This is a genomic window from Chryseobacterium metallicongregator, assembly GCF_031324065.1.
GTDB lineage: Bacteria > Bacteroidota > Bacteroidia > Flavobacteriales > Weeksellaceae > Chryseobacterium > Chryseobacterium metallicongregator.
The window spans coordinates 185,913-203,583 of record NZ_JAVIXS010000001.1 but is presented as its reverse complement, the minus strand read 5'-3'; the positions used below and the strand labels follow the sequence as shown (position 1 = coordinate 203,583).

19 protein-coding genes are annotated in these 17,671 nt (G+C 34.9%); all 19 read left to right on the top strand.

The window, feature by feature from the left end; genetic code table 11:
* Window positions 1-34: 34 nt before the first annotated feature.
* The 19 genes from REB14_RS00920 to REB14_RS00830 all read left to right on the top strand — a co-directional run bounded on the left by REB14_RS00920 (window position 35) and on the right by REB14_RS00830 (window position 17,500).
* Window positions 35-1,393 (top strand): hemolysin family protein, encoded by a 1,359-nt coding sequence (locus tag REB14_RS00920; RefSeq protein ID WP_309521248.1) that lies wholly within the window; start codon window positions 35-37, stop codon window positions 1,391-1,393.
* Between the two features lie 10 nt (window positions 1,394-1,403).
* Window positions 1,404-1,709, top strand: a complete 306-nt coding sequence (locus REB14_RS00915) for an ATP-dependent Clp protease adaptor ClpS (protein WP_099049883.1) — start codon at window positions 1,404-1,406, stop codon at window positions 1,707-1,709.
* A 209-nt stretch (window positions 1,710-1,918) separates the two neighbouring features.
* Window positions 1,919-2,533, top strand: coding sequence for a uridine kinase (gene udk, locus REB14_RS00910; RefSeq protein ID WP_034697618.1), 615 nt, complete (start codon window positions 1,919-1,921; stop codon window positions 2,531-2,533).
* A 3-nt stretch (window positions 2,534-2,536) separates the two neighbouring features.
* Window positions 2,537-2,893 (top strand): FtsB family cell division protein, encoded by a 357-nt coding sequence (locus REB14_RS00905; protein ID WP_034697620.1) that lies wholly within the window; start codon window positions 2,537-2,539, stop codon window positions 2,891-2,893.
* Window positions 2,894-2,977: 84 nt separating this feature from the next.
* On the top strand, window positions 2,978-4,141 hold the full coding sequence (locus REB14_RS00900) for a methylmalonyl-CoA mutase family protein (protein ID WP_309521247.1): 1,164 nt from the start codon (window positions 2,978-2,980) through the stop codon (window positions 4,139-4,141).
* Window positions 4,142-4,419: 278 nt separating this feature from the next.
* Complete coding sequence (locus tag REB14_RS00895) at window positions 4,420-4,728, top strand: GxxExxY protein (protein WP_309521246.1); 309 nt, start codon at window positions 4,420-4,422, stop codon at window positions 4,726-4,728.
* A 156-nt stretch (window positions 4,729-4,884) separates the two neighbouring features.
* Window positions 4,885-6,030, top strand: a complete 1,146-nt coding sequence (locus REB14_RS00890) for a class I SAM-dependent methyltransferase (RefSeq protein ID WP_079241860.1) — start codon at window positions 4,885-4,887, stop codon at window positions 6,028-6,030.
* Between the two features lie 139 nt (window positions 6,031-6,169).
* Complete coding sequence (locus REB14_RS00885) at window positions 6,170-6,442, top strand: hypothetical protein (protein WP_047429856.1); 273 nt, start codon at window positions 6,170-6,172, stop codon at window positions 6,440-6,442.
* Window positions 6,443-6,600: 158 nt separating this feature from the next.
* Entirely contained in the window at window positions 6,601-7,980 is a 1,380-nt protein-coding gene (locus REB14_RS00880) for a dipeptidase (protein WP_309521245.1), read from the top strand.
* 200 nt (window positions 7,981-8,180) lie between these two features.
* On the top strand, window positions 8,181-9,101 hold the full coding sequence (locus REB14_RS00875) for a T9SS type A sorting domain-containing protein (protein ID WP_079241858.1): 921 nt from the start codon (window positions 8,181-8,183) through the stop codon (window positions 9,099-9,101).
* A gap of 212 nt (window positions 9,102-9,313) precedes the next feature.
* Window positions 9,314-10,237, top strand: a complete 924-nt coding sequence (locus REB14_RS00870; RefSeq protein WP_309521244.1) for a T9SS type A sorting domain-containing protein — start codon at window positions 9,314-9,316, stop codon at window positions 10,235-10,237.
* Between the two features lie 79 nt (window positions 10,238-10,316).
* Window positions 10,317-11,024 carry an SDR family oxidoreductase gene (locus tag REB14_RS00865; RefSeq protein WP_079241856.1) on the top strand — a complete coding sequence of 236 codons (708 nt, stop codon included), beginning with the start codon at window positions 10,317-10,319 and terminating at the stop codon, window positions 11,022-11,024.
* 199 nt (window positions 11,025-11,223) lie between these two features.
* On the top strand, window positions 11,224-11,970 hold the full coding sequence (locus tag REB14_RS00860; RefSeq protein WP_034697635.1) for an electron transfer flavoprotein subunit beta/FixA family protein: 747 nt from the start codon (window positions 11,224-11,226) through the stop codon (window positions 11,968-11,970).
* Between the two features lie 41 nt (window positions 11,971-12,011).
* Window positions 12,012-12,959 (top strand): electron transfer flavoprotein subunit alpha/FixB family protein, encoded by a 948-nt coding sequence (locus REB14_RS00855; RefSeq protein ID WP_034697637.1) that lies wholly within the window; start codon window positions 12,012-12,014, stop codon window positions 12,957-12,959.
* A 184-nt stretch (window positions 12,960-13,143) separates the two neighbouring features.
* Window positions 13,144-13,743: a bifunctional nuclease family protein gene (locus REB14_RS00850; RefSeq protein ID WP_079241855.1), complete on the top strand. Its 600-nt coding sequence runs from the start codon at window positions 13,144-13,146 to the stop codon at window positions 13,741-13,743.
* 22 nt (window positions 13,744-13,765) lie between these two features.
* Window positions 13,766-15,148 (top strand): nucleoside permease, encoded by a 1,383-nt coding sequence (locus tag REB14_RS00845; protein ID WP_079241854.1) that lies wholly within the window; start codon window positions 13,766-13,768, stop codon window positions 15,146-15,148.
* A gap of 298 nt (window positions 15,149-15,446) precedes the next feature.
* Window positions 15,447-15,851, top strand: a complete 405-nt coding sequence (locus REB14_RS00840) for a hypothetical protein (RefSeq protein WP_034697646.1) — start codon at window positions 15,447-15,449, stop codon at window positions 15,849-15,851.
* Window positions 15,852-15,853: 2 nt separating this feature from the next.
* Window positions 15,854-16,264, top strand: coding sequence for a hypothetical protein (locus REB14_RS00835; RefSeq protein WP_079241853.1), 411 nt, complete (start codon window positions 15,854-15,856; stop codon window positions 16,262-16,264).
* 57 nt (window positions 16,265-16,321) lie between these two features.
* Window positions 16,322-17,500, top strand: a complete 1,179-nt coding sequence (locus tag REB14_RS00830) for an acetyl-CoA C-acyltransferase (protein WP_079241852.1) — start codon at window positions 16,322-16,324, stop codon at window positions 17,498-17,500.
* Window positions 17,501-17,671 lie beyond the last annotated feature (171 nt).

The following is a 17,671-nucleotide window of genomic DNA, read 5'->3' as shown; positions in this document are numbered from 1 at the left end:
TCTTTGTAGCTAATAAAATTTATACAACCTCTAAATGGACTCGGACATAGTCAGGCTTTTGCTGGCCTTATTTCTTGTTTTACTAAATGGCTTCTTCGTAGCCGCAGAATTTTCAATTGTTAAAGTTCGTTATTCACAAATTCAGTTAAAAGCCGCAGAAGGAAACTCTATGGCTAAGCAGGCAGAACATATCATCAAACATCTTGATGAATATCTTTCCGCTACACAATTAGGAATTACATTAGCATCCCTTGCCCTTGGTTGGGTAGGAGAAAGCGCCCTGCATCATATTGTTGAAAATATTTTTACGTCTTTGAGCATTAATTTGACTCAGACAACCATTACTACCATTTCAGTAGTGACAAGTTTTGTATTGATTACCATCATGCATATTGTGTTTGGTGAACTTATTCCAAAATCAATCGCTATCAGAAAATCTGAAGCAACTACAATGGCAACAGCGGTTCCGTTGAGAGTTTTCTATACTATTTTTAAACCGTTTATCTGGTTGATGAACTCCATGTCAAATGGTTTCTTAAGACTTGTAAAAATTCACCCTGCTTCCGAACAGGAAATTCACTCTACGGAAGAACTTCAGCTTTTGGTAAAACAAAGTGCAGACAGTGGAGAAATTGAGGAGGAAAACTATGAGATCATCAAAAATGCATTTGATTTTACCGATCATTCTGCCAAGCAGATCATGGTTCCAAGACAGAATATTACTTCCATAGACTTTGAAGAAGATGTTAATGATATCATCAATAAAATTATGGACAGCGGTTATTCCCGTATTCCTGTTTATATTGATTCTATTGACAACGTGATCGGAATTTTCTACACAAAGGAAATTATAAGAGAATTTGTGAAGAGAAAAGGAGATCTGGATCATGAAGACCTTAAAGATCTAATGCGTGATGCCTTTTTCGTGGTGGAAAGCAAAAAAGTTTCAGACTTACTGAAGACTTTCCAGCTTAAAAAACAACATATCGCCATTGTTATCGACGAATTTGGAGGAACAGAAGGTATTATTACATTAGAAGATATTCTTGAAGAACTTGTAGGAGAAATTCAGGATGAAGAAGACGATGAAGAAAAAATCGTTGATAAAATAGCGGACAATACCTATTGGGTGCAGGCTACACAGCCGTTGGACGAAATCAATGAGTTTCTGCCTAAAAAGCTTCCTCTTTCCGAAGAAAGCGAGTACAACTCACTGGCAGGATTCATTCTTTATGAGCTGGAAGAAATCCCTGAAGAAAACCAGGAATTTGATCTTGAGGATTATCACTTCAAAATTCTGAAAATGAACAACAAGAGTGTGGAACTTGTGGAATTGATTTATCAGGAACCTAATGCTATAGATCATCTGGCAGATAAAATAGGAGAAGTTTAAAAGAATGAGAATGAATTTTTATAACAGCATAAAAGATTACGAAAATCCGAAACGTCAGTACGAAGAAGAAGTTCTCGTTTTAGATGATACGGATGAAGTTTATAAACTGGTATTGCATAACGACGATATTCATACTTTTGATTATGTCATAGACTGTCTGATCGAAATATGTAAGCATACCCTGGAACAAGCTGAGCAATGTACGATTCTGGTTCATTACAAAGGCAAGTGTACCGTAAAAACCGGCTCAATGGATGTTTTGAAGCCTATGCATGAAAAATTAATTTCGCGTGAATTAACAAGCGAAATCGTATAAAATAAAATCCGACAAATTAATTGTCGGATTTTTTTATTAAATCAAGAGAGTAAATTTGAGTAATAACAATAAATCATAAAGACTGGCAGCTTTCCCGAAAATATTTTAATATTTAAATGCTTTAATCTTTTAATTTCTCAATACACTTACATTGCCATATTTTATCTAAAATAGTATATTTGTACCAACTATAAAGAAACAAAAAAACAATGCTTGTAATAGGAATTGCCGGTGGTACAGGATCCGGCAAAACTACAGTTGTTGATAAGATACTTCAGCAGCTTGATATTGAGGGAATGAATATCCTCTCTCAGGATAATTATTATCACGACAACCAGGGTCTTACACTGACGGAAAGAGAAGCTTTAAACTATGATCATCCGAAATCTATAGACTTTGACTTACTGATAAAACATGTAAAAGCTTTAAAAAACAATGAGTCTATTGAACAGCCGATTTATAGCTTTGTTACTCATTCCAGAACAGGAGATCATGTTACTGTAGAACCTAAAAACGTATTGGTAGTAGAAGGAATTCTTGTTTTAACCAACAAAGAATTGCTGAAGGAATTTGATTTGAAAGTATTTGTTCATGCAGATTCTGACGAAAGACTGATCAGGAGGATCAGAAGAGATACTCAGGAAAGAGGAAGAGATCTGAGCGAAGTATTACACCGTTATCAGACCACATTGAAACCAATGCACCAGGAATTCATCGAGCCGTCTAAAAATGATGCCGATCTTATTATCCCCAATATGAAGCAGAATTCCGTAGCGATTGATTTTTTAACTACCGTTATTAAAAATTCGTTGAAAAAACATTAAAAAATGGAAGAAAACAACCTTATCAAAGACATTCAGCCGAAATCTGAAACATTCAAACTTATCCAGAAATATGTTTTGAATAAGTATACCATTACGATCTGTCTGTTTTTGGTATGGATGATTTTTTTCGATAAAACCTCATTTCTTGTAATTAATGAACTGAATGGTGAGATTCATAAATATGAAGATCAGCTGGATTATTATAAAAAAGAATATGAGAAAAATGATGCTTTTTATAAAAAACTGATGAACAACAAGTCAGAAAAAGAAAAGTACGCAAGAGAAAATTATTTTATGAAAAAACCAAATGAAGAGATCTTCATTCTGGTAGTAGACAGTACAAAAGTCGCTAAAAAGTAATAAAGTTGAATAGAATGACGTCAATGAGGAAATGTATTTTGAATATTTAAAAATTCACATTGACCATTCACAAATAAAAAACTAATGTCAAATACAGATATACTTTCAAACTGGGAAAATCTAGTCAAAAAACAGCTTAAAACAGAAGATATTTACCCTGTTTTAGAAAAACAGAATCTGGAAGGAGTAGAGGTAAAGCCTTTTTATACAGAGGTTCAGAAACCTTTGGTAAACCTGCCCAGAGTGGAAGAAAGCACCCATTTGGTAGCTAGATACCATGAAAGTCTGGAAGAAGAAGTATTTGCATTCATCCTTGATCAGAATGTCGAAAATCTTGATCAGAAAACTCTTTTTGTGAATAATAAAGATCTTGCAGGGCATATAAGTCCTAAAGAAGAAGACCAGTATTTTTCGCTGATTGATGTCTTTAATGAAAAAGAAGGAAGTATTGATGATCAGATGGTAAAAGAATTGCTGTCAAAAGATTTTAAAAGAAATATTTGTATAGATATTTCACTTCATCAGAATGCTGGAGCTGCTATTTACCAACAGCTGGGAATTGCCCTTGCAAAAGCTAAGGAGCTGGCAGAGATATATGGTGCTGAAGTTTTAAACAAACTGATCTTCAGAATAGCTGTAGGAGGAAGTTATTTCTTTGAAATGGCCAAACTGAGAGCTTTTAAAATCATTTTTAATCAGCTTTCTAAAGAATACGGACTGGACGAAGTTCCTTACATCTTTGCCGAAACTTCGCTGCGAAATAAAGCGGTTGCTGATAACGAAAATAACCTTATCCGTTCTACACTGGAGCTTGCTTCTGCCATGATTGGTGGGGCAGATGCTGTTTTCTCTAACAATTATCTTGTTGACAGAAGTACCGATAATTCAGAAGAGATCTCTTTCAAACAACAGATCGTTCTGGCTTACGAAAGTATTATCAATGTATTTGAAGATGCTTCTAACGGAAGTTACTATGTTGAAGATATTACTCAGCAGTTTGCTGAAAAAGCATGGGCTTTGTTCGTTGAAATTGAAGAAGCGGGAGGATATTTAGAGCTTTTGAAACAGGGAGTCGTTCAGAAAAAAATCTATGATCATGCTATTGAAGAGCAGCAATGGATTGAAGAAGGGAAAATAAAGCTTATCGGAGTGAATCTGTACCCTAAATTAGACATTAAAAAGTCTATTGCAGATCTTTACAACGAAAAAGAAATAAAAGCCGTTCGTTGGGCCGAAATGTTTGAATAATATTTTTAACCACAGATTATACAGATTTTCACAGATGATTATTCATAATATTCTGTGAATTTTTTTATCAAAAGTTTAAATACGAACAATTATATAAAATTAAAACCAGTTTAAGTTGAAATATAAATTCTATTTGAATTTTGGTTAAATTAAGAAACTATAGTGTATCTCATAATATTGTACTTTTGATACAAATACAATGTAATGAAAGAAAATGAGATAAGTTTTATATCAGAAAATCTATATTTTCTGTTTACAACGAACTAGGTCCAGGTCTTTTGGAGAAAGTTTATGAAAAAGCCTTAGCTTATGAACTGGAAAATAATGGTTTAAGAGTACTGACCCAAGTTTCAATGAATATTAAATTTAAAGATGTATTTATTGATTCAGGTTTTATAGCAGATATAATTGTTGAAGATAAAGTAATCATAGAAGTTAAGGCAGTTACTGAAATATCAAATATCCATCATCAGCAATTATTAACATATTTAAAACTAACAAATTTGAAATTAGGGATTTTGGTTAACTTTAATACAGACTATATTGATAAAAGTATTTTTAGAAAGATAAATGGAAAGTTAGACTAAAAAATAAAGAATAATCATCTTCGAAAGTTTATGAAAACTGTAGGATACTTTAATTTCACCACAGATTACATGGATTTCCTCAGATGATTGCACATAATTTATTTGGCATCCTTTAAAATATAAAACATAATCATCTGTGTAATTCTGTGAAAATCTGTGGTTAAATTACTAAACAAAGAAATTCAAAATTATATCAATGCAAATCTAAAAACAGATCTGCACTCATTGTTATTAAAAAAATCTCCGTTTCCAGAAGTTTCCATGCATGAAATTGTACAGCAGATCAAAGGAAAACAGGTAGCGGAAAGGAAATTTCCATTTCTCTTAAAAGAAGGCATTCTCTTCCCACCACAGCTTAATCTTGAACAGTCTTCTTCAGAAAAAACGGCACTTTATAAATCTGAAATACTGAAAGGGAAAACATTCATTGACCTTACAAGTGGTTTCGGGATTGATGCCTTTTATCTGTCTCAAAATTTTGATAATATCACTTTAATAGAGCAGAATAAAGAGCTTTTAGAGATTGTTGAAAATAACTGGGGTATTTTAAATCGTAAGGCGAAATTTATCAATCTAAAGCTTGAAGATTTTTTGAATGAAAATCAGGAACACTTTGATGTCATTTATCTTGATCCGGCCAGAAGAGACGAGCAAAAAAACAAAGTTTTTCTTTTGGAAGATCTCTCTCCTGATATTCTTGAAATTCAGGAAAAATTATGCTCTATATCCGATCTTGTGGTGATAAAGCTTTCCCCGCTTATTGATCTTAAGTATCTTGTTTCAGTATTGCCGGGTATTTCAAGAATGGATATTATCGCTCTGAAAAATGATGTGAAAGAAGTTGTAGTATTTCTTTCCAACGAAAATACGGATAAAATCATCTGTAATTGTGTGAACCTTGAAAGCAAAGAATCTGTCTTTAGCTTTACATTTGGGGAAGAAGAAACTGCCCAATCCGAATATTCTGAACCCGAAAGATACATTTACATCCCCAATCATTCCATTTTAAAGGCTGGAGTCTTTAATCTGATCTCTCAGAAATTTGGATTAAAAAAACTTCATCCCAATAGTCATCTTTATACTTCCAGCGAAAGAATTGAAAACTTCCCGGGAAGAATTTTAGAGATGGAATCTGTTGATTCTAAAAGCATTAAAAAGAAAGGTCAGTTTAATATTATAACAAAAAATTATCCTCTAAAACCTGAAGAAATCAAAAAGAAATATGGTTTAAAAGACGGAGGAGATCAGTATCTTATTTTTACCCAATCCAAAAAAGGGAAAATAATATTAAAATCAGTATAAAAATGTTGCCGAAAAAAGCAGGATTTCTTACTTTTGGGCAATCAAAAATTTAAGCATGAAATCGCTTGCTGTTTGGAGGATCAAATAAGTTAAAAATAGTGCGGTTTCATATTACCTTTTAAAAAAAATAATTTTACATATGAAAAAATTAGTTATATGTTTAGCGATTGCAACGGTAGCGGTAAGCTGTAAGAAAGTTCCACAAGGAGGAAACAGAGGTACTTTGAAACTTGAAGAAGGAGTAGAAAGATATTCTGACGACCCTCAGGGAGAAGCTCACGGACATGAAGCTGGAGCTGCAGAGCATAAAGAAGAGGCTCATGCAACACCAGAAGCTGCTGCTCCAAAAACAGACAGTACTGCAGCTGCGAAACCTGCTGAAGCTGATAAAGCACCAAAAGCTGAACACTAATTAGAAGTACAAAATATATAAGTGCCCTGTTTCTGCAGGGCATTTTTTTATTAAAAAAGAGGGTTACGAGGTTCATTAACAGGAGGTTCGTAAAATCCTTGCTTTTTGTTTGTTCCTGCCGGGCATTTTTTTTAATTTTAACAAAATAAATTTTTACAATGCAAGAGACATTAAATTACATTAACGAAAACAAACAGCGTTTCGTGGATGAATTATTTGAGTTATTGAGAATTCCTTCTATTTCTGCAGATCCGGCGTATAAAGATGACGTTTTGAAATGCGCAGATGTAGTGGCAGCACATCTTAAAAATGCAGGCGCTGATAATGTGGAAGTTTGCAACACAAAAGGATATCCAATTGTTTTCGGGGAAAAGATTTTAGATAAAAATTTACCTACAGTTTTGGTGTATGGACACTATGATGTTCAGCCGGCAGATCCATTGGAATTATGGACAAAGCCACCTTTTGAGCCTTATATTGAAAAAACTGAATTACACCCTGAAGGAGCTATCTTCGCAAGAGGTTCTGCTGATGATAAAGGACAGTTCTTTATGCATTTGAAAGCTTTTGAAGCGATGATGAAGACCAATGCTCTTCCTTGCAATGTTAAATTTATCTTAGAAGGAGAAGAAGAAGTAGGATCTGTAAGCTTAGGAGACTGGGTCAATGAAAATAAAGAGAAATTAGCTTGCGACTGTATCTTAATTTCTGATACTCACATTTATAGTAATGAACAACCTACTGTAACAACAGGTTTAAGAGGTTTAAGTTATGTAGAAGTAGAAGTGGAAGGTCCAAACAGAGACTTGCACTCAGGCCTTTACGGTGGAGCAGTTCCGAATCCTATTCATGTTCTTTCAAGAATGATCGCCAATCTGATTGATGAAAACGGGCATATCACTATAGACGGATTCTACGACAATGTAGAAACTGTTTCAGATGCTGAAAGAGCTGATATGAACAAATTGAAAGATAATCCGGAAGAATTCAAAAAATCAATCGGATTAAGCAATATCGAAGGGGAAAAAGGATATACAACTTTAGAAAGAACTTCTATTCGCCCTACTTTAGACTGCAACGGAATCTGGGGCGGTTATACAGGAGAAGGAGCAAAAACAGTAATTCCTTCAAAAGCTTTTGCTAAAATTTCAATGCGTTTGGTTCCTTACCAGACTCCTCAGGAAATTACGGAGAAATTCACAAAATATTTTGAAAAGATTGCTCCCGATACGGTAAAAATTAAAGTAACCCCTCACCACGGAGGTATGCCTTACGTTTTACCAACGGATACAAAAGAATTTGCTGCGGCAAAACAAGCAATGGAATCAGCATTCGGAAAAGAAGTTCTCCCTTACAGAGGTGGAGGAAGTATCCCGATTACAGCAATGTTTGAGCAGATTTTAGGAGCTAAGTCTGTATTAATGGGCTTCGGATTGGATTCTGATGCGATCCACTCTCCAAACGAACATTATGGACTATTTAATTTCTATAAAGGGATTGAAAGTATTCCTTTGTTCTTTGAGAATTATTCAAAATAATTAATCGAAAACAAGATATGATAAGGTATTTCTGCAAAGAAATACCTTATTTTTTTGCTCTTTTATCAATTATTAACGAAGTCTTTTCAAGGTTTTGAAAATTAAATTCGCTGAAAATAAATGGGTTAATTTTTTATTTGCAATAAGTTATTTCACTATTCATTGAAAGTTTATATTTTTAATACAAAACTTGATTTACTATGAAAAAATACTACTCAATTGCATTTTTGCTATCATCAATATGTTTTTTCGCCCAACAAGCCATATCATTTGAGCCTATTGAAGGATTCAACGTTGGAGATATCAATGGACAGGCTGGTTGGATCAGTACTCCTACCGGAGGGGTGCCGGAAAATGTTACCCATCAAAGCATCAGTTTTGATAAAGCCAGTGATGGAAGCCGTTCCCTGAGAATTGTCAAAGAAAATACTTATGGAACGCAGGCTGAGCCAATCATAGGAGGTTTTTATAATCTGTCGGCTCCTCTTGCTTACAATAATTTTTCTGTATCATTCGATATTAATATGTCACAGCTCAACGGTTCTGATTTTGGTTTTCAGGCTGTAAACAATATGGATGACCAGTTTGTAGTAAGATTGGATTTTGGAAAAACCGGGTCGGTAAAGATCCTGGATATGTTATCTGGCATACAGAATCTTATTTCTACACCTTCCGCCTGGCTGTCGAATACCTGGTATCGGTTAAAAGTAGTAGGAAGCGCCACAGATGTACGGTATTACCTTAATGATTTGCTGATCTATACAGGTACAGCAGCAAGTTCATTGAATATAAACCAGCTTCGTTTTGTTCATAATAATTCGCTGGGATCAGCTTATATTGATCATATTAAAATTAATAGCGAGTTGGGAACAATGGGTGTTCAGGATTCCAATGCAAATACTAAAAAAATATCTCTTTATCCTAATCCTGCAACTGATTTTATCAATATCAATACTGCTGCCAAAGTAAAAAGTATAGAACTCTATGACGAAACAGGTAAGCTTATAAAGACTGAAATAAACCATAATAAAATAGAGGTAAAAGGCTTACCCAAAGGAGTATATATGGTCAATGTAAAAACTGAAGAAAGAAATTTTACAGAAAAAGTGATCGTCAGATAAATTATTTCACACCGCTGAAAACATGTGCTCTGTTTAGTGTTTTGATATATTTATGGATGATTTTTTCGGAATTACTATTCTTTCTTAGATTTAATATCTTCATTATTTTTGATTAAAAATATTATGTTAATTTGTTAATAGGTGTAAAATATTCATATATTTTGCTTTTTAGATTTAAAACGTATATATTTGTTCGAAACTAAAAAAATATCATGAAGAAACTTTACATTTTCGCAATTTCGTTGATTTCAATATCATCTTTTGCTCAGCAGACTATTTCTTTTGAAGCCGGTGAAGGGTATACAGCAGGAAACATTAATGGACAGCAGGGCTGGGTTACGACTAATAATGGAGCAACACCGCCAGTATATCTGACAAGTCAATTGGTGTCAGGTGAAATGGCAAGCCAGGGATCAAACAGTTTTAAAATAACAACAGATGCCCCTTATGGGCCACAGCAAAGTCCTGTAATGGGTGGTTTTTATACCTTTACGACACCATTAACGTATAATAGCTTTACACAATCATTTGATGTAAGACTGACTCAAAAAAGTACATCAAGTTCAGACTTTGTTTTTAGAACTGTAAATACAGTAGGTACAGGAGGAATCGTTACTTATATTGACTTCTCTTATGATGGAAGCATTCTGATTGCAACAGCAGGTTCAAATAATTTAGTCAATACCAATCAAACCTGGAATGCCAATACCTGGTACAGGGTAAAAATAGTTTCTACGGCTACGGGAATCCAATATTACCTGAATGATGCTCTCATTTACACAGGACAACCATTCAGTAACAATAATATTAACAGGATGGATTTTGTACATGATAACTATGGAGGTTCTGCTTATATCGATAATATCAAAATTAATAATGAAGCAGCCTTATCTACAAAAGACGCCGTTAAAAATGACATAAAACTGTCTATCTATCCAAACCCGGCTACTGATGTTATAAAAATCACAACACCAAACAAAATCAAACATGTTGAAGCATATGATATGTCTGGAAAGAGAGTAGATGTAACATTAAACGGAGATCAGGTAAATGTCAGAAGCCTGTCTGCCGGAGCTTATTTACTGAATGTAGAAACAGAAGGAAGAAACTTCACAGAGAAGTTCATCAAAAAATAATACTGATAAATCTTAGTATCAGCAAAACGCTCCAATTGGAGCGTTTTTGTTATTTTAGAGAATTAAAAATTTCAATCATATGTCAGATAATAAAACAGCTTATATAACAGGAGGAACCAAAGGAATAGGTTTCGGGATTGCGAAAATTTTACTTGAAAATGGCATTTCTGTAGCATTTTCAGGAAGAAAAAGAGAAGATGTAATGAAGGCAGAAGAAGAACTTAAGCAATATTCAGAAAATGTTTTGGGGATTGTTTCTGATGTAAGAAGTCTGGAAAGCGAACAGGAAGCTGTAAAATATACCGTTGAAAAGTTCGGAAGACTGGATTATATTATTGCCAATGCAGGATTGGGCATTTTTAAGCCCGTAGATGAGTTGACGGCAGAGGAGTGGAATGATATGATAGAAACGAATCTTACAGGTGTTTTTTATACCTTGAAAGCCTCTGTGGAAGAACTGAAAAAGACAGAAGGCTACTATATTACCATTTCCAGTCTCGCAGGGGCGAATTTCTTTGAAAATGGGACAGGATACAATGCTTCAAAATTCGGAGTGGTAGGTTTTACACAGGCTGCCATGATTGATCTAAGGAAATACAATATTAAATCTACTGTGATCATGCCGGGTTCTGTAGCCACTCATTTTAACGGAAATATTCCGTCTGAAAAGGACAGTTGGAAGATCCAGCCTGAAGATATGGGGAATCTTATATTGGATATTTTAAAGATGAATCCAAGAGTTTTGCCAAGTAAAATAGAGTTTAGGGCAACGAAACCAGCTAAGTAACTACATCTAATGTATTGAATAATAATTTAATAAGTATTATGCATGCATAATATATTTTTTATTTATATTAGCAAAAATTAATTCAAACAAAATCTCTGCATAAACTGTCATGATTTTATGCGCCAAAAGGGAAAAAATAAAATAGTACACATGAAACCTTAAGGTTACATATGACCCATAAAAAAATTAAGAACAACATATGAAAATATTAGTTTGTATTAGTAGTGTTCCGGATACTACTTCCAAAATTAACTTTACAGCAGACAAATCTGCTTTCGACAAAAACGGAATTCAGTGGGTAATTAACCCTCTAGACGAATTTGCGTTGACAAAAGCGGTTAAACTTCAGGAATCTCAGGGAGCAACAGTAACAGTAATCAACGTAGGTGATGCTGCTACAGAACCTGTAATCAGAAAAGCTTTAGCAATTGGTGCTAACGATGCAGTAAGAGTAAATCTTGATCCAAAAGACAGCTATTCTACAGCAAAAGAAATTGCAGCTGTAGCTCAAAACGGAGGATATGATCTTATCCTTTGCGGAAAAGAATCTATCGATTATAACGGTGGTTCTGTTCCTGGAATGGTAGCTCAGTTATTAAACCAACCTTTCGTAAACGCTTCAGTAGGATTAGACGTAAACGGAAGCGAAGCTACTGCAGTAAGAGAAATTGAAGGAGGAAAAGAAACTATTTCTGTAAAATTACCGGCAATTATTGCAGGTCAGAAAGGATTAGTAGATGAGAAAGATCTTATCATCCCGAATATGAGAGGAATTATGTCTGCAAGAACAAAACCTTTGCAGGTAGTAGAACCTTCTTCTTCAGAAGTAAAAGTTCAGGGAGTATCTTATGACAGCGTTCCGCCAAGAGCTGCTGTGAAAATGGTTTCTCCGGATAATCTTGATGAATTGGTAAGATTACTTCACGAAGAAGCTAAAGTAATCTAATCTTTAAATTTTTCAATCTTTTAATTTTTAAATTTAAAACAATGGCAGTATTCGTATACGCAGAAAATATAAACGGAGTTTACAAAAAAGCAGCTTTTGAAGCAGTTTCTTATGCTAAAGCTATCGCTGATAAAGCAGGAGATACCGTTACAGCAATCTCTGTAAACCCAACAGATTCTTCAGATTTATTATACAAATATGGAGCATCAAATGTTATCAATATCAAAGACGAAGGTCTTAAAAATTTCTCAGCAAAAGCATTCGCTCAGGCTGTAAGTGAAGTAGCAGACGGAAATATCATCGTTTTCCCTCACACTACTGACGCTTCTTCCATTGCTCCTATGCTTGCGGTAATGAAGAACTATTCTTTAATTACTAATGCATTGGAAGCTCCTGAAAGCCTTTCTCCTTTCCAGGTAAAAAGAAGAGCATTCTCAGGAAAAGGTTTCATGCATGCAAAAGCGGAAGGAAACGGAGTAATTGTTACTGTTTCTCAAAATGCTTTCGGTGTTAAAGAAAACGCAGTATCAGGTTCAGAAGAAGTGAAAAACTTATCTGTTGCTAATGAAGATACTAAAGTGATTTCTCACGAGCAGAGTTCAGGTAAATTAGACCTTAAAGAAGCAGAAGTTGTTGTTTCTGCTGGTAGAGGGATGAAAGGACCTGAAAACTGGGGAATGATCGAAGATTTGGCAAACGTTTTAGGAGCAGCTACAGCATGTTCTAAGCCTGTTTCTGATATCGGATGGAGACCTCACACAGAGCACGTAGGACAAACAGGTAAAGCAATTGCCCCTAATCTTTACGTTGCAGTAGGAATTTCAGGAGCTATTCAGCACCTTGCCGGAGTAAACTCTTCAAAAACAATCGTAGTAATCAACAGTGATCCTGAAGCACCGTTCTTCAAGTCTGCTGATTATGGAGTAGTAGGAGATGCTTTCCAGATTATTCCTGCACTAACAGAGAAAATTAAAGCAATTAAAGGATAAGAAAGTGAATTGTGAATAGTCAATTCGCTTTGCTCGTCAATTTTTAAGTAAATACTTGCAAAGCAAAATTCACTATTGACGTTTGACAATCATCAACAATACAGATAAAAGCTCGGCTTTCCGGGCTTTTATTTTTGCGTAAAAAAGTGAAAACACAACAAAAAATTAATCTATATTTGTAGCTATGGATTATAAGCAGCTAATTATTCGCGGAATATCGTACAGTCAGACCCAGTCGGGGGCGTACGCATTGTTACTGGAGCATGAAGAAACACACATAAAATTACCTGTTGTTATAGGAAATTTCGAAGCCCAGTCTATCTCTCTCGGATTGGAGAAAGATATTCATCCACCGCGTCCTCTTACTCATGATTTATTTACAAAATTTATAGTTTCTGCCAATTATGAGCTGATTTCTGTCATTATCTATCAGATTGTAGACGGAGTATTCTTTTCAAATATCAACTTTAAAAATAAAGTAACAGACGAAGAACTGATCCTTGATGCCAGAACCTCCGATGCTGTTGCAATGGCTGTAAGATTTGATGCGCCCATATTTACAACGCAGCAGGTTTTAAATGAAGCCGGGATTTTATTGGAACTGGAAGATGTTTCAAAAGAAGAACAATCATTCTCAGAAACTGTACAAACAGAAGATAACTTAAAATCTCTTTCTATGGAAGAGCTTCAGAAATTACTAGATGAAGCCGTTAAAGAAGAAGACTATGATACCGCCCTTGAAATCCAGGAAGAAATCAAGAGGAGGAAAAAGAAAATTGATTAAAGAGATACTTTTTATATAAACTATGAATTTAAAATTACGACTGACCATCCTCAGTTTTCTCCAATTTTTCGTTTGGGGAGCTTGGCTGATTACGATGGCAAACTTCTGGTTTGGCACAAAACATTGGGATGGAACTCAGTTTGGAGCTGTGTTCGGAACAATGGGAATTGCTTCTATATTTATGCCAACCATTACTGGAATTATTGCTGACCGCTGGGTAAATGCGGAACGCATATTTTCAGTATTACACATCCTTTATGGGGTTATTCTTTTTATTTTACCTCATTCTACAGACCCGAATTCCTTCTTTTCAGTAATGCTTCTGGCCATGTGTTTCTACATGCCTACCATTGCACTTGCCAATTCAATTTCTTATACGATCCTGAAAAATAACAATCTGGATGTGGTGAAAGACTTTCCACCGATTCGTGTATGGGGAACTATTGGTTTTATTGTTGCGATGTGGATCACAAACCTTAGTGGGAATAAAGAAACAGAAGGTCAGTTTTATATCGGAGGTGTTGTCGCAATTTTCTTAGGAATTTATGCCCTTACACTTCCAAAATGTCCCCCACAAAAACTGATTGACAAACATTCACCATTATCTGAGCAGTTAGGCTTGAATGCATTTAAGCTTTTTGGAAACTATAAAATGGCTTTATTCTTTATGTTTTCAATGCTTTTGGGAGCAGCACTTCAACTTACCAATGCATATGGTGATGTATTTTTAAGTGAGTTTGCTCATTTTCCTAAATATGCAGACTCATTTGTAGTAAAGAGATCTACCATCATTATGTCAATTTCTCAGGTTTCAGAAACCCTGTTTATTTTGGCAATTCCTTTCTTCCTGAAGAAATTTGGAATTAAAAAAGTAATGTTGATATCGATGCTGGCCTGGGTTTTAAGATTCGGATTCTTTGCTTATGGGGTGCCGGACGGATTTGGCCTTTCTTTAATCATTCTTTCATGTATCGTGTACGGAATGGCTTTCGATTTCTTTAATATCTCAGGGTCACTTTTCGTGGAAACGACTACCGATAAAAAAATACGTTCTTCGGCTCAGGGATTATTCATGATGATGACCAACGGTTTTGGAGCGGTTTTCGGAAGTTATGCCGCAGGTTGGGCTATTGATAAGTTCTTTACGCATAAGTTTTCTACAGCTTCAGATCTTTCTGCTTACCTGCAGACAACCCCTGATAATCCTACTTTCCTGAATATTTTAAAGAAGAGTTTTAATGCTGCTGTCAATTCAGACGGAACTCTTTCCTCTGTTGTGATGGTAAAAGACTGGCAGCAGATTTGGCTTTCTTTTGCAATCTATGCGTTAATACTGGCGGTTTTCTTTGCCGTACTGTTTAAACATAAACATAACCCGGAAGATGTTTCATCAGTGAAACACTAATTGAAACGTATATTTATTAAGATATTAAATTGCATTTTTGAAAAAAAATGCAATTTTTTTATTTTGAGATATCCTTTTATACAATAAAGCTTTGCAGAAGAAAAATATGGACTTCCATCGTGATAGAAACTTCAGGTGGTGATTTTTAATTTGATAATAAATTCCATTTTTATTTATATAATAATCAAAAACTCCGGAGCTTTTTTGTAACTAACAAGTGTTCGGGTATGGAATTTCTATTTTTAAAACACACTACTTAAAAGTGTGTTTTTTTTTGTATTTTGGCACTTTAGTAAATATGAAAAATATTCAGTTATTAGGATTACTGTTAGTAATTGTAGGCAGCTTTTTACCCTTGGTGCATGTGCCTGTTATCGGGAACTGGAACTATTGGAAGCTTGATCATTATCTTGCTATTGCGTGCTGGATTTTTTCGGCATGTGCAGTTTTTGGAATTGTAAATAACAGTGCTAAAATTGTCAGATTCTTTGGTATTCTGCTTATTCTTTTATTCGGATTCACCCTGATTGCCGTGAAAATGCAGTCACTGCAATACTTTAGCTTTTTACCTTTCAAATCCTGGCAGGAAACTTTTGCAGGAATTGTTAAATTGAAATGGGGTTGGGCTGTAGAGTTTTTAGGCGCTTTTCTGATGGTTTTTGCCGGAGGAAATAAAAAAGTTAACAACAGAACACAAATATAAATATGAACTTCTTAAAAATATTTTCAGCAGGTATTTTGTTGACAGCAGCTACACAGATGCATGCTCAGACAACAGAACAGAAAAAACCGGATAATCCGCCTAAATGTGTGAATATAAAAGAAGGGAAGTTTACAAGACCCAATTACCCGGAAGCAATATGGTATATGACTATTAAAGATAATGTTCAAACTGAATATTTCAATAATGGAAAAGATTATATCAAGTCAACATTGGTTTTTGTGGACGACTGCAATTATAAAGCAATCGTGATGGAAAAATCCGATAAAAATGATCCCGCACAGATTGGAGATGTCTTCAATAATAAAATAGTAGCCACTCAGGATAATCTTCTGAAAGTGAATACCAAAATTGAAGGGACTCAGTTTGATCTGGTATACGTAAAAGTGAAATAAATTCTAACTATAAAAATGGAATCTTTATTCCGTTTTAGCTAAAATAAAATTATATACATGAAAGAAGTATTCATTGTTTCCGCAGTAAGAACACCTATGGGGAGTTTTATGGGAAGCTTATCAACAGTTCCGGCTACAAAACTGGGAGCAACTGCCGTAAAAGGAGCATTAGATAAAATTGGTTTAGATCCTAATCATGTTCAGGAAATCTATATGGGAAATGTTCTTCAGGCAGGAGAAGGCCAGGCGCCGGCTCGTCAGGTTGCTTTAGGAGCAGGTCTTTCAATCAATACACCTTCTACTACAGTAAATAAAGTTTGTGCTTCAGGAATGAAAGCTGTAACAATGGCAGCTCAGGCTATCAAAGCTGGTGATGCTGATGTAATAGTTGCAGGAGGTATGGAGAATATGTCTTTAGTTCCTCATTATTACAATGCAAGAGTCGCTACAAAATTAGGCGATATCAAAATGCTTGACGGAATGGTACTTGACGGTCTTACAGACGTATACAACAAAGTACATATGGGAGTATGCGCAGAAAAATGTGCTGTAGACTATAATATTACAAGAGAAGATCAGGATAACTTCGCTGTAGAATCTTACAAAAGATCTGCAAAAGCTTGGAGCGAAGGTAAATTCAACGAAGAAATTGTACCGGTTTCTATTCCTCAGAGAAAAGGTGAACCTGTAATCTTTGCTGAAGATGAAGAATATAAAGCGGTAAACTTCGACAGAATTTCAACACTTCCTACTGTATTTAAAAAAGAAGAAGGAACAGTAACTGCAGCTAATGCATCTACTTTGAACGATGGAGCTTCTGCATTAATCCTTGTTTCCAAAGAAAAAATGGAGGAACTGGGATTGAAACCTCTAGCAAAAATCGTTTCTTACGCTGATGCAGCCCATGAGCCTGAAAACTTTACAACTGCTCCGGCTAAAGCTTTACCTATCGCTCTTAAAAAAGCAGGATTAGAAGTTTCAGATATCGATTTCTTCGAATTCAACGAAGCTTTCTCAGTAGTAGGATTAGCTAACAACAAAATCTTAGGATTAGATGCTGCTAAAGTAAACGTAAACGGAGGTGCTGTAGCATTAGGACACCCACTGGGAAGTTCAGGTTCAAGAATCATCGTTACATTAATCAACGTATTGAAGCAAAATAATGCGAAATATGGAGCTGCTGCTATCTGTAATGGTGGTGGTGGTGCTTCTGCAATTGTGATTGAAAACTTATAATTACACATACAAACACATTGTGTATTTAAAATATAAAAATCGGGGTCTTTGTACCCCGATTTTTTCGTTACAGAATAGAATGATGAGATCTTCAATCATATATTCAGATTGGTCAACACATTATTTACCAACATAGATTAAGGATTTTCAGCCCCTATAAAGTATAAAATA